Below are 11228 nucleotides of genomic sequence, written 5' to 3'. Positions count from 1 at the left end.
TCGCGCGGGGGGCATGTCTTCCCGGCGGCGCCCAGCAGCGGATCGCAACCCGCTAGAATGCGCGCCATCCCGGATCGACCAGGCCTGACCCAATGTTTCACGTCGTTTTGTTTGAACCAGAAATCCCGCCGAACACCGGCAACGTCATTCGGCTGTGTGCCAATACCGGCTGCCAGTTGCACCTGATCGAGCCCTTGGGCTTCGAACTGGACGACAAGCGCCTGCGCCGGGCGGGACTGGATTACCACGAATACGCGACAGTAATTCGTCACAACTCCCTGGCGGACTGCCTGTCATCGCTGGGAAATGTCAGAATACTGGCACTGACAACTAAAGCCAAGAACTGTTATTCAGAAGTCGAATATCGCCCCGGGGACGTACTCCTGTTCGGTCCTGAAAGTCGCGGCCTGCCACCCGAGGTGCTGGCCAGCCTGCCAAGCGAGCAACTGCTGCGCCTGCCGATGCAGCCCGGTTGCCGCAGTCTCAACCTGTCCAACGCGGTCGCCGTGACCGTCTACGAGGCCTGGCGTCAGCAGGACTTTCGCCTCGCTTGAGCGAGGATGCAACCCTTCAAATCATGCGCCATGGAAATGACATCTAGGCGAAAGTGGCTACCAGGCCGCACCAAGATAGCCAACCACGTCACAATTTTGAACCACTACCTTGGAATAGAGATACAAAAAAGCCCCGCCATCAGGCGGGGCTTTTTGTCGCAGCCTCAAGCGAGCCGTCAAGCCTGGGCTTCGCCGCCCTGCATGCGGGCCAGCTCCTGGGCATAGAGGGCGTCGAAGTTCACCGGCGAGAGCATCAGCGCCGGGAAGGAGCCGCGCACCACCAGGTTGTCCAGCGCCTCGCGGGCGTAGGGGAACAGCAGGCTGGGGCAGAAGGCGCCTAGGGTGTGGCTCATCGAGGCGTTATCCAGGCCCTTGATCAGGAAGATGCCGGCCTGCTGCACTTCGGCGATGAAGGCGGTGTCGTCGCCGTTCTTGACGGTCACCGAAACGGTCAGCACCACCTCGTGGAAGTCGCCACCCAGGTCTTTCTGGCGGGTGTTGAGGTCGAGGGTGATGCCCGGCTTCCAGTCCTGGCGGAAGATTTCCGGCGACTTGGGCGCCTCGAAGGACAGGTCGCGCACGTAGATGCGCTGCAGGGAGAACTGCGGCTGGGCGGCGTCGCTGGCTTGTTCGGTCATGCTTTGCTTCCTTGTTCCGGGAGGAGAATCAGTGGCTGAGCAGCACGTCGAGCTTGCCGGCGCGCTCCAGAGCATAGAGGTCGTCGCAGCCACCGACGTGGGTGTCGCCGATCCAGATCTGCGGCACCGAGGTGCGCCCGGCCTTGCGGCTCATTTCCGCGCGCAGCTGGGGCTGGCCGTCGACGTTGATCTCGGTGAACGCCACGCCCTTGCGGCTCAGCAGCTGCTTGGCGCGCACGCAGTAGGGACAGTAGTCGCTCGAATAGATGACGACGGCCGGCATGTCACTTGACCACCGGCAGGTTGTCGCCGCGCCAGCTGGCGATGCCGCCGCCGAGGCGGGAAACCTCGTGGCCGGCCTTCTTCAGCTTGCCGCACACGCCGCCGGCGTGCTGGCCCATGGAGTCGACCACGATCAGGGTCTTGCCCTTGTGCTTGTCCAGCTCGGCGAGGCGGCTGTCGAGCTTGTCGAAGGGGATGTTCAGCGCGCCGGTGATGTGACCGGTGCTGAATTCCTTGTGCGGACGCACGTCGAGCACCACGCCCTCGCCGCCGTTGAGCAGCGCGGTCAACTCGCGGCAGCTCAGGCTGCGTCCGCCGCGCCGCGCCTCGTGGGCGATCAGCAGGGCCAGCAGCACCACGAACAGGGTGCTGAGGACATAGTGGTTAGAGGCAAATTCGATCAGCTGGGCAACCATCGCGAGCATCCGGCACGGTAAAATGGCCCGCAGTATACACAGCCCGTCGCAGCGGCTGAACCTGCGCGGCACCAGCGGTCCGCGCGCCGTGACGCCCGCGCGGGCAGCCAGTAAAATGCCCTTTCGCCCACCAGTTCACGAGTCGGACGCATGCCTGCAACGCCCAAACCCCTGGTCCTCATCATTCTGGACGGCTTCGGCCACAGCGACAGCCCGGACTACAACGCCATCTACCACGCCAAGACCCCGGTGTGGGACCGTCTGCGCGCCACCCGTCCGCACGGCCTGGTCTCCGGCAGCGGCATGGACGTCGGCCTGCCCGACGGGCAGATGGGCAACTCCGAGGTCGGCCACATGAACCTCGGCGCCGGCCGCGTGGTGTACCAGGACCTGACCCGGGTGACCAAGGCGATCCGCGACGGCGAGTTCTTCGACAACCCGGTGATCGGCAAGGCGGTCGATCAGGCGGTGGCCGCCGGCAAGGCGGTGCACATCCTCGGCCTGCTCTCCGAGGGCGGCGTGCACAGCCATCAGGACCACATCGCCGCCATGGTCGAACTGGCCGCCCGCCGCGGCGCCGAGAAGATCTACCTGCACGCCTTCCTCGACGGCCGCGACACCCCGCCGAAGAGCGCCCAGCCGTCCCTCGAACTGCTCGATGCCACCTTCGCCCGCCTCGGCAAGGGTCGCATCGCCAGCCTGACCGGCCGCTACTTCGCCATGGACCGCGACAACCGCTGGGACCGCGTCGAGCAGGCCTACAACCTGATCGTCGAAGGCGCTGGCGCGTTCGCCGCCGCCAGCGCGGTCGAGGGCCTGGAAGCCGCCTATGCGCGCGGCGAGAGCGACGAGTTCGTCAAGGCCACCACCATCGGCGCGCCGGTGAAGGTGGAAGACGGCGACGCCGTGGTGTTCATGAACTTCCGCGCCGACCGCGCCCGCGAGCTGACCCGCGCCTTCGTCGAGACCGACTTCAGTGGCTTCGCCCGCGTCCGCGTGCCGCAACTGGCTGGCTTCGTGATGCTCACCCAGTACGCGGCGAGCATTCCGGCGCCCTGCGCCTTCCCGCCCGAATCGCTGGACAACGTGCTCGGCGAATACCTGGCGAACAACGGCAAGACCCAGCTGCGCATCGCCGAGACCGAGAAGTACGCCCACGTCACCTTCTTCTTCTCCGGCGGTCGCGAGGAGCCGTTCGCCGGCGAGGAGCGCATCCTCATCCCGTCGCCGAACGTCGCCACCTACGACCAGAAGCCCGAGATGAGCGCCCCGGAAGTCACCGACCGCATCGTCGAGGCCATCGAGCAGCAGCGCTTCGACGTCATCGTGGTCAACTACGCCAACGGCGACATGATCGGCCACACCGGCGTGTTCGAGGCGGCGGTCAAGGCGGTGGAGTGCCTGGACGGCTGCCTCGGCCGCATCACCGCGGCGCTCGACAAGGTCGGCGGCGAGGCGCTGATCACCGCCGACCACGGCAACGTCGAGCAGATGGAAGACGAGACCACCGGCCAGGCGCACACCGCGCACACCTGCGAGCCGGTGCCCTTCCTCTACTATGGCCCGCGCCAGCTGGAGGTCCGCGAGGGCGGCGTGCTCGCCGACGTGGCGCCGACCATGCTCAAGCTGCTCGACCTGCCGATTCCGGCGGAGATGACCGGCACGCCGCTGATCGAACTGCAGTGAGGATCACGCCCCGCGCCATGCGGGGCGTTCTTTTTGGGCGCAGGCGGATGCATACTAGAACGCCTCCAGACCCGGACCCCCTACCCATGCTGCGCGCCGCCCTGTTCGCCCTGCTCGCCTGCTGCCTCGCCCCGGCCATCGCCGATGAGCGCGCCGATGCCCAGCGCCAGCTGGAAGCCTCGCAAAAGGAGGTCGCCGAGCTGCAGAAACTGCTCGGTACCCTGCAGCAGGAAAAGTCCGGCGTGCAGAAACAGTTGCAGGGCACCGAGCGCGAGATGGGCGACCTGCAGAAGCAGATCGACGGCCTCGAGCAGCAGCTCAAGGACGGCGAGGCCGAGGTCGAGCGCCTCGATGGGGAGAAAAAAAAACTCCAGAGTCAGCGCGCTGAACAGCAGGCGCTGGTCGCCCTGCAGATCCGCGCCGCCTACCAGAGCGGTCGCCAGGAATATCTCAAGCTGCTGCTCAACCAGCAGCAGCCCGAGCAGTTCGCCCGCAACCTGACCTACCACGACTACCTGAGCCGCGCGCGCAGCGAGCAACTGGCCGCCTTCAACGACACCCTGCGCCAGCTGCACGACGTCGAGGCCGAGCTGGCCAGCCAGCACGCCCTGGTCGCTGGCCAGCAGGTCGAGCTGCAGGGCCGCCGCGAGGCGCTGGACAAGGTGCGCAGCGAACATCGCGAGGCGCTGGCCAAGCTCAACGCCGAACTGAGCGACGGCGGCCGCAAGCTCAAGGCCCAGCAAGAGGAAGAGGCCAAGCTCGCCGGCGTGCTGAAGACCATCGAGGAAACCCTCGCCCGCCAGGCCCGCGAGGCCGAGGAGCGCCGCCTGGCGGAGATCCGCGCCCGCGAGCAGGCCGAGGAACAGCGCCGCCTGGCTGCCTCCAACGTGGAGAACGACAGCGGCAAGGCCCGTCCGAGCGACGACGGCCCCAGCGTTTCCAGCGGCGCGCCCGGCTATGGCGGCCCGTTCGCCCAGGCCCGCGGCAAGCTGCCCTGGCCGGTGGACGGCCGCCTGCTGGCGCGCTTCGGTTCGCCGCGCGACGACGGCCGTCTGAAGTGGGACGGCGTGCTGATCGGCGCCGCGGCCGGCGCCCGCGTGCGCGCCGTCCACGACGGTCGCGTGGTGTTCGCCGACTGGCTGCGTGGCGCCGGCCTCCTCGTGATCATCGACCACGGCGGCGGCTACCTCAGCCTCTACGGCCACAACCAGAGCCTGCTCAAGGCCGCCGGCGACCTGGTCAAGGCCGGCGAGCCGATCGCCAATGTCGGCAGCAGCGGCGGACGTGACAGCCCGGCGCTGTACTTCGCCATCCGCCAGAAGGGCCAGCCCAGCGATCCGCTGGCCTGGTGTCGTTCCCAAGGCTAGCCGTGCGCCTTATTCAGGAGTTACCCATGTCGTCGCGTTTCCCCCTTTCCGCCCTGGCCCTGTCCCTTGCGCTGCTCGGCGCCGCGCCCCTGGCCGTGGCCGCGACGGCAAGCGAGGAAGCCGCCGCCCCGGCGCCGGCTGCTGCCGCCAAGGGCACCCTGCCGCTGGACGAATTGCGCACCTTCGCCGAGGTGCTCGACCGCATCAAGAGCGCCTACGTCGAACCGATCGACGACAAGACCCTGCTGGAGAACGCCATCAAGGGCATGCTCAGCAACCTCGACCCGCATTCGGCCTACCTGGAGCCCGAGGAGTTCGAGGAGCTGCAGGAGAGCACCAGCGGCGAGTTCGGCGGCTTGGGGATAGAAGTGGGCCAGGACGAGGGCGGCCTCAAGGTGATTGCGCCGATCGACGACACCCCGGCGGCGCGCGCCGGCATCGAGGCCGGCGATCTGATCGTCAGGATCGATGGCCAGCCGACCAAGGACTGGTCGCTGGTGCAGGCCGTGGACAAGCTGCGCGGCAAGCCCGGCAGCCAGATCGTGCTGACCCTGGTGCGCGAGGGCGGCAAGCCGTTCGACGTCAAGCTCGAGCGCGCGGTGATCAAGGTGCGCAGCGTGAAGAGCGAGCTGCTCGAGAAGGACTACGCCTACCTGCGCATCACCCAGTTCCAGATCAACAGCGGCGAGGAAGTGGCCAAGGCGCTGGCCAAGCTGAAGAAGGACAACGGCGGCAAGCTCAAGGGCCTGGTCCTCGACCTGCGCAACAACCCCGGCGGCGTGCTGCAATCGGCGGTGGAAGTCTCCGACCACTTCCTCACCGGCGGCCTGATCGTCTACACCAAGGGCCGCATCGCCAACTCCGAGCTGCGCTTCTCCGCCGACAAGGCCGACGCCAGCGAGGGCGTGCCGCTGGTGGTGCTGATCAACGGCGGCAGCGCCTCGGCGGCCGAGATCGTCGCCGGCGCCCTGCAGGACCACAAGCGCGGCGTGCTGATGGGCACCGACAGTTTCGGCAAGGGCTCGGTGCAGACCGTGCTGCCGCTGACCAACGACCGCGCCCTCAAGCTGACCACCGCGCTGTATTTCACCCCCAACGGGCGTTCGATCCAGGCCCAGGGCATCGTCCCCGACATCGCCGTCGAGCGCGGCAAGGTGACCCGCGACGACAGCCCGACCCAGGGCGTCAAGGAAGCCGATCTGCCCGGCCACCTCGGCAACGGCAACGGCGGTGCCGACAAGCCGAGCAAGCCCGCCCCGTCCACCTCCGCCCAGCCGGCGGAAAAGCCGCAGCCGCAGGACGAGGACTACCAGCTGAGCCAGGCGCTCAACCTGCTCAAGGGCCTGAGCATCACCCGCAGCAAGTGAGCCCTGCGTCGGGAGCCAGCGACCTGACTCCCGGCGCCTCCAGCGGCGCCGCGTGTCCGTTTATTCCAGATAGGCGCTCATCGCCTTGGCGAGGAAGCCCTCGGCGCGCAGCTTGTCCAGCGCCGCCTGCAGGCGCTGCACCGCCTCGTCCGGGGTCTGCCGGTTGAGGGCGAGGAACAGCTGGCCGCCCTCGACGCGCAACACGGTCTTCAGGCCGCCGACGCCTTCCTGCCTGGCCAGGTAACGACCGGACGGATCGCCGGTGGCCCACAGGTCGATCTGTCCGTTCTGCAGCTTGTGGGCGTTTTCCTGGTCGCGCAGCGCCTCGCTCAGCGGCACGCCCTTGGCTTTCAGCTCTTCGGCGATCACGTCGCCCTTGTAGGCACCGACGCGGTATTGCCCGGCTTCCTCCACCCTGGCCAGGCTGATCGGGCTGTCGGCCCGCGCCAGCAGCACCCAGGCGTCCGCCGCGAGCGGCCCGACCCACTTGAACTGCTGCTCGCGCTCGGGCGTGCGCACGGTGACGAACACGCCATGGTCCGGGTTGTCCAGGGCCATCTGGTAGATCCGCGTCCAGGGAAAACGCAGGGTCATCTCGTAGGCGATGCCCGCGCGCCTGAACGTCTCGCGCAGCACGTCCACGGCGAAGCCGCGCAGGTTCTCCTCGCGGGCGAAGTTCTTGCCACCCGCCGCCATGTTGAACGGCGGGTAGTTCTCGGTCAGCAGCTGGATCTTGTAGCCGGGCGGCAGGGCGGCGGACGCCACCCCGGAGAACAGCAAACCGGCAGCCAGCGCCGCCGCGAGCAAGCGTTTCAACGACATATCCATTTCCTTGTTCTTGTTGTTAGCGGCGCCCTGCGACCAAGGTCCGATTGCGGGCCCGGCGAAACACCGCAGGCGGCAGCTTGCCAGCAGGCGAACAGCCGATCAGGCCGTTCTGCAGCGCGATTGCGCCGCCAAGCAGCGGATGGGAAATGGCCCCGAAAACGCAGAAGCCCGGGACCGGCCCGGGCTTCTCGTGCTTGCCGCGCGGACCTCAGCGCACGACGATGCCGCGACTGGCCAGGTAGGCCTTGGCCTCCGGCACGGTGTACTCGCCGAAGTGGAAGATGCTCGCCGCCAGCACCGCGTCGGCCTTGCCCTCAAGGATGCCGGCGGCCAGGTGCTCGAGGTTGCCGACGCCGCCCGAGGCGATCACCGGGATGCCCACCGCCTCGCTGATCGCGCGGGTCACGCCGAGGTCGTAGCCGCTCTTCACGCCGTCCTGATCCATGCTGGTCAGCAGGATCTCGCCGGCGCCGAGGCCTTCCATCTTCTGCGCCCAGGCCACCGCGTCCAGGCCGGTCGGCTTGCGCCCGCCGTGGGTGAAGATCTCCCAGCGCCCCGGGGCGACCTTCTTGGCGTCGATGGCGACCACGATGCACTGCGAGCCGAAGCGTGCGGCGGCCTCGCCGACGAACTCCGGGGTGAACACCGCGGCGGTGTTGATCGACACCTTGTCGGCGCCGGCGTTGAGCAGGTTGCGGATGTCCTGCACGGTGCGCACGCCGCCGCCGACGGTCAGCGGGATGAACACCTGGCTGGCCATGCGCTCGACGGTGTGCAGGGTGGTGTCGCGACCTTCCGAGCTGGCGGTGATGTCGAGGAAGGTGATCTCGTCGGCGCCCTGCTCGTCGTAGCGGCGGGCGATCTCCACCGGATCGCCGGCGTCGCGGATGTTCTCGAACTTGACGCCCTTGACCACGCGGCCGTTGTCCACGTCGAGGCAGGGAATGATGCGTTTGGCGAGGGTCATGGTCTGTCTCTCTCGTCGGTTGCATACCGGCTTCGCTGATGGTTCCCACGCTCTGCGTGGGAACCCCGCTCGGGACGCTCCGCGTCCCCGGCTGCGTCCCCACACCGGCGCATGGGGCGATCAATCGTTATCGGGACGCGGAGCGTCCCCGGTTGCGTTCCCACGCAGAGCGTGGGAACGATCACTACCTCAGCCCTTGAACCCGTCGCACAGCGCCTGGGCCTCGGCCACGTCGAGGGTGCCCTCGTAGATCGCGCGGCCGGTGATGGCGCCAACGATGCCCGGGTTGCGGGTATCGAGCAGCTTCTGGATGTCGCCGAGGTTGTGGATGCCGCCGGAGGCGATCACCGGGATGCGGCTGGCGTTGGCCAGGGCCACGGTGGCCTCGACGTTGCAGCCCTGCATCATGCCGTCCTTGCTGATGTCGGTGTAGACGATGGCGGCCACGCCGTCGGCCTCGAAGCGCTTGGCGAGGTCGGTGGCCTGCACGCTGGAGACTTCCGCCCAGCCGTCGGTGGCGACGAAACCGTCCTTGGCGTCCAGGCCGACGATCACCTTGCCCGGGAAGGCGCGGCAGGCCTCGGCGACGAATTCCGGCTGCTTGACCGCCTTGGTGCCGATGATCACGTAGCTGACCCCGGCGCGCACGTAGTGCTCGATGGTTTCCAGCGAACGGATGCCGCCGCCGATCTGGATCGGCAGCTGCGGGTAGCGCTTGGCGATGGCGGTGACCACCTCGCCGTTGACCGGCTGGCCCTCGAAGGCGCCGTTGAGGTCGACCAGGTGCAGACGGCGGCAGCCGCCCTCGACCCACTTGGCGGCCATGGCCACCGGGTCGTCGGAGAACACCGTGGCGTCGTCCATCAGGCCCTGGCGCAGACGCACGCAGGCGCCGTCCTTCAGATCGATTGCGGGGATGATCAGCATTGCTCGAACCTGCTCAAAGTCGGTGGAAATCGGTGACGGGTCAGCTCTTCTCAAGCGCCCACAAGTCGCTTTCGATGCTCTCGAACCTGTCCTTCAGGTGCGCCTGCACATCGAGAATCGCCTTGTTGTAATAGTGCGGGGCTATTTCGCGGGCGAACAGGTCCAGCACTTCCTGCACCTCGAAGGAGCCCAGCTCCAGTTCGAAACGCTCGGCGAGGAAACGCTGCAGCACCTGCAGCGCGGCCTGCTCCTGCGCGCTGTCCAGCGTGAGGACTGCGGCCTTGCCTTTGCCCCGGCTCATTTACCAGCGGCCGTCCCAGCCGACGAAGTTCTGCAGCAGCTGCAGGCCGTGGCTGTGGCTCTTTTCCGGGTGGAACTGCACGGCGAAGCGCGAACCGTCGGCCAATGCGGCGGCGAAGTCCTTGCCGTAGCGGCCGCGCCCGGCCACCTGCGCCGGGTTGCCGGCCTCGACGTAGTAACTGTGCACGAAGTAGAAGCGCCCGCCGTCAGGGATGTCGCGCCACAGCGGATGGTCGATGCTCTGCTGCACCTCGTTCCAGCCCATGTGCGGCACCTTGAGCGGCGCGCCGTCCTCGACCATGTCCTTGCCGAAGAAGCGCACCTGGCCGGGGAACAGGCCGATGCAGTCGACGCCGCCGTTCTCCTCGCTGCGCTCGAGCAGCGCCTGCATGCCGACGCAGATGCCGAGGAACGGACGGTCCTGGCTGACCTCGCGGACCAGGGCGTCGAAGCCGAGGCGCTTGATCTCGGCCATGCAGTCGCGGATCGCGCCGACGCCGGGGAATACCACGCGGTCGGCCTCGCGGATCACCGCGGCGTCGCTGGTCACCAGCACGCGACCGGCGCCGACGTGCTCGAGCGCCTTGGCCACCGAGTGCAGGTTGCCCATGCCGTAGTCGATGACGGCGACGGTCTGCATCACAGGCACCCCTTGGTGGAAGGCATCTGCCCGGCCATGCGCTCGTCGAGGGTCACCGCCATGCGCAGGGCGCGACCGAAGGCCTTGAATACCGTCTCGATCTGGTGGTGGGTGTTGCTGCCGCGCAGGTTGTCGATGTGCAGGGTCACCAGGGCGTGGTTGACGAAGCCCTGGAAGAATTCCTGGAACAGGTCGACGTCGAAGCCGCCGACCGTGGCGCGGGTGTAGGGCACGTGCATCGAAAGGCCGGGACGGCCGGAGAAGTCGATGACCACGCGCGACAGCGCCTCGTCCAGCGGCACGTAGGAGTGGCCGTAGCGGGTCATGCCCTTCTTGTCGCCGGCCGCCTGGGCGAAGGCCTGGCCGAGGGTGATGCCGACGTCCTCCACGGTGTGGTGGTCGTCGATGTGCAGGTCGCCCTTGCACTCGATGTCGAGGTCGATCAGCCCGTGGCGGGCGATCTGGTCGAGCATGTGCTCGAGGAAGGGTACACCGATGTCGAATCGGGCCTTGCCGGTGCCATCCAGGTTGATGGAAACCTTGACCTGGGTTTCCAGGGTGTTGCGCTCGACGGACGCCTTGCGTTCGGCCATTGCCAGCTCCACAGAATCACGGGCGGATGTGAGCGCGCATTATAGGCCGGGGCCACCCCGCCGGGCTACCGCGCAGGCTGTGGCGCAGGTCGGAGCGCTGGGCCGGCAAAAGGCATAAGATGCGCCCTTCGTTCCGAGGAGAGCCCCATGCCCGTCATCGTCGAAGCCGTCGTCCGGCCCAGCGCCCAGGACCGTACCGACCTGGAGAAGATCTACGCCGACGCCCCCGCCTGGCTGCTGGCCCCGCACGCCGACGCCGCCAGCCTGGTCGACGCCGGCCTGGCCCGCGGTTGCCTGATCGCCGGGCGCTTCAACGACCGCCTGCTCGGCGCCGCCTGGCTGGAGCAGGCCGCCGACGGCTGGCGCCTGGCGCACCTGTGCGTGCGCAAGATCACCCGCGGCCGCGGCGTCGGCCAGCGCCTGATCGCCGCGGCCCGTCAGCGCGCCGCGGAAACCTGCCAGCCGCTGGCGCTGCTGGCGCCGCTCGACCATCTGGAAGTGCAGGCGCTGGCCCGCCGCCTCGACCTGCCGGTCATCGACCCGGCCGGCTGAGCCGCCGCACGGGGAACCATCCGCGCATCGCGCCCCTCCAACCTGTCGCAGCCCCGGCGCCGCGCCGCCGGGAGCACCTGTATACTTCGCCTGCTCACGCACCGCACAAGG

Annotated in this window: 14 protein-coding genes; 5 read left to right on the top strand and 9 right to left on the bottom strand. The window is 68.0% G+C overall.

The features are described from left to right. Positions 1-92: 92 nt before the first annotated feature. A complete protein-coding gene (gene trmL / locus LMJ29_RS20815; protein ID WP_229607437.1) occupies positions 93-554 on the top strand; it encodes a tRNA (uridine(34)/cytosine(34)/5-carboxymethylaminomethyluridine(34)-2'-O)-methyltransferase TrmL in 462 nt (153 codons plus the stop codon). 176 nt (positions 555-730) lie between these two features. On the opposite strand, the gene secB is transcribed toward trmL, so the two are convergent. From secB to LMJ29_RS20800, 3 genes are read right to left on the bottom strand one after another with little or no spacing between them, the layout of a single operon-like run. Beyond that, complete coding sequence (gene secB / locus LMJ29_RS20810) at positions 731-1192, bottom strand: protein-export chaperone SecB (protein ID WP_229607436.1); 462 nt, start codon at positions 1190-1192, stop codon at positions 731-733. A gap of 28 nt (positions 1193-1220) precedes the next feature. Continuing rightward, a complete protein-coding gene (grxC, locus tag LMJ29_RS20805; protein WP_229607435.1) occupies positions 1221-1475 on the bottom strand; it encodes a glutaredoxin 3 in 255 nt (84 codons plus the stop codon). Between the two features lies 1 nt (position 1476). Beyond that, positions 1477-1890: a rhodanese-like domain-containing protein gene (locus tag LMJ29_RS20800; protein ID WP_229607434.1), complete on the bottom strand. Its 414-nt coding sequence runs from the start codon at positions 1888-1890 to the stop codon at positions 1477-1479. A 150-nt stretch (positions 1891-2040) separates the two neighbouring features. Here LMJ29_RS20800 and gpmI point away from each other — a divergent pair, with 150 nt between their 5' ends. The 3 genes from gpmI (at position 2041) to LMJ29_RS20785 (ending at position 6310) form a co-directional block, all read left to right on the top strand. Next, positions 2041-3576: a 2,3-bisphosphoglycerate-independent phosphoglycerate mutase gene (gpmI, locus tag LMJ29_RS20795; protein WP_229607433.1), complete on the top strand. Its 1536-nt coding sequence runs from the start codon at positions 2041-2043 to the stop codon at positions 3574-3576. Positions 3577-3662: 86 nt separating this feature from the next. Beyond that, positions 3663-4943 (top strand): murein hydrolase activator EnvC family protein, encoded by a 1281-nt coding sequence (locus LMJ29_RS20790; protein WP_229607432.1) that lies wholly within the window; start codon positions 3663-3665, stop codon positions 4941-4943. 26 nt (positions 4944-4969) lie between these two features. Then, a complete protein-coding gene (locus LMJ29_RS20785) occupies positions 4970-6310 on the top strand; it encodes a S41 family peptidase (RefSeq protein WP_229607431.1) in 1341 nt (446 codons plus the stop codon). Positions 6311-6370: 60 nt separating this feature from the next. Here the strand turns inward: LMJ29_RS20785 and LMJ29_RS20780 are convergent, their stop codons facing one another. The 6 genes from LMJ29_RS20780 to hisB all read right to left on the bottom strand — a co-directional run bounded on the left by LMJ29_RS20780 (position 6371) and on the right by hisB (position 10565). After that, complete coding sequence (locus tag LMJ29_RS20780) at positions 6371-7132, bottom strand: substrate-binding periplasmic protein (RefSeq protein WP_229607430.1); 762 nt, start codon at positions 7130-7132, stop codon at positions 6371-6373. 214 nt (positions 7133-7346) lie between these two features. Beyond that, the gene (gene hisF / locus LMJ29_RS20775) at positions 7347-8105 is read right to left on the bottom strand and encodes an imidazole glycerol phosphate synthase subunit HisF (protein WP_229607429.1); all 759 of its coding nucleotides are present in this window, start codon (positions 8103-8105) and stop codon (positions 7347-7349) included. Positions 8106-8294: 189 nt separating this feature from the next. Then, positions 8295-9032, bottom strand: a complete 738-nt coding sequence (gene hisA, locus LMJ29_RS20770; protein WP_217681869.1) for a 1-(5-phosphoribosyl)-5-[(5-phosphoribosylamino)methylideneamino]imidazole-4-carboxamide isomerase — start codon at positions 9030-9032, stop codon at positions 8295-8297. Between the two features lie 40 nt (positions 9033-9072). Beyond that, the gene (locus LMJ29_RS20765) at positions 9073-9333 is read right to left on the bottom strand and encodes a DUF2164 domain-containing protein (RefSeq protein ID WP_229607428.1); all 261 of its coding nucleotides are present in this window, start codon (positions 9331-9333) and stop codon (positions 9073-9075) included. Then, on the bottom strand, positions 9334-9972 hold the full coding sequence (gene hisH, locus LMJ29_RS20760; protein ID WP_229607427.1) for an imidazole glycerol phosphate synthase subunit HisH: 639 nt from the start codon (positions 9970-9972) through the stop codon (positions 9334-9336). It lies immediately after the preceding gene. Then, positions 9972-10565 carry an imidazoleglycerol-phosphate dehydratase HisB gene (gene hisB / locus LMJ29_RS20755; protein WP_229607426.1) on the bottom strand — a complete coding sequence of 198 codons (594 nt, stop codon included), beginning with the start codon at positions 10563-10565 and terminating at the stop codon, positions 9972-9974. The genes hisH and hisB overlap by 1 nt, the downstream gene beginning before the upstream one ends. 147 nt (positions 10566-10712) lie before the next feature. Here hisB and LMJ29_RS20750 point away from each other — a divergent pair, with 147 nt between their 5' ends. Next, complete coding sequence (locus LMJ29_RS20750) at positions 10713-11117, top strand: acetyl-CoA sensor PanZ family protein (RefSeq protein WP_229607425.1); 405 nt, start codon at positions 10713-10715, stop codon at positions 11115-11117. The last annotated feature ends 111 nt before the right edge of the window (positions 11118-11228 follow it).

It is taken from the genome of Pseudomonas oryzagri (assembly GCF_020831405.1).
Classification (GTDB): Bacteria; Pseudomonadota; Gammaproteobacteria; order Pseudomonadales; family Pseudomonadaceae; genus Geopseudomonas; species Geopseudomonas oryzagri.
The sequence above is the reverse complement of the archived record's forward strand: the minus strand, read 5'-3'. Positions and strand labels throughout refer to the sequence as shown.

Bases quoted from the DNA above. Each gene is read 5' to 3' on its own strand.
- hisB (WP_229607426.1), bottom strand. From the start codon at position 10,565: ATGGCCGAACGCAAGGCGTCCGTCGAGCGCAACACCCTGGAAACCCAG.
- LMJ29_RS20765 (WP_229607428.1), bottom strand. From the start codon at position 9,333: ATGAGCCGGGGCAAAGGCAAGGCCGCAGTCCTCACGCTGGACAGCGCG.
- secB (WP_229607436.1), bottom strand. From the start codon at position 1,192: ATGACCGAACAAGCCAGCGACGCCGCCCAGCCGCAGTTCTCCCTGCAG.
- hisA (WP_217681869.1), bottom strand. From the start codon at position 9,032: ATGCTGATCATCCCCGCAATCGATCTGAAGGACGGCGCCTGCGTGCGT.
- LMJ29_RS20785 (WP_229607431.1), top strand. From the start codon at position 4,970: ATGTCGTCGCGTTTCCCCCTTTCCGCCCTGGCCCTGTCCCTTGCGCTG.
- trmL (WP_229607437.1), top strand. From the start codon at position 93: ATGTTTCACGTCGTTTTGTTTGAACCAGAAATCCCGCCGAACACCGGC.
- LMJ29_RS20790 (WP_229607432.1), top strand. From the start codon at position 3,663: ATGCTGCGCGCCGCCCTGTTCGCCCTGCTCGCCTGCTGCCTCGCCCCG.
- LMJ29_RS20750 (WP_229607425.1), top strand. From the start codon at position 10,713: ATGCCCGTCATCGTCGAAGCCGTCGTCCGGCCCAGCGCCCAGGACCGT.
- hisF (WP_229607429.1), bottom strand. From the start codon at position 8,105: ATGACCCTCGCCAAACGCATCATTCCCTGCCTCGACGTGGACAACGGC.
- grxC (WP_229607435.1), bottom strand. From the start codon at position 1,475: ATGCCGGCCGTCGTCATCTATTCGAGCGACTACTGTCCCTACTGCGTG.
- hisH (WP_229607427.1), bottom strand. From the start codon at position 9,972: ATGCAGACCGTCGCCGTCATCGACTACGGCATGGGCAACCTGCACTCG.
- LMJ29_RS20800 (WP_229607434.1), bottom strand. From the start codon at position 1,890: ATGGTTGCCCAGCTGATCGAATTTGCCTCTAACCACTATGTCCTCAGC.
- LMJ29_RS20780 (WP_229607430.1), bottom strand. From the start codon at position 7,132: ATGTCGTTGAAACGCTTGCTCGCGGCGGCGCTGGCTGCCGGTTTGCTG.
- gpmI (WP_229607433.1), top strand. From the start codon at position 2,041: ATGCCTGCAACGCCCAAACCCCTGGTCCTCATCATTCTGGACGGCTTC.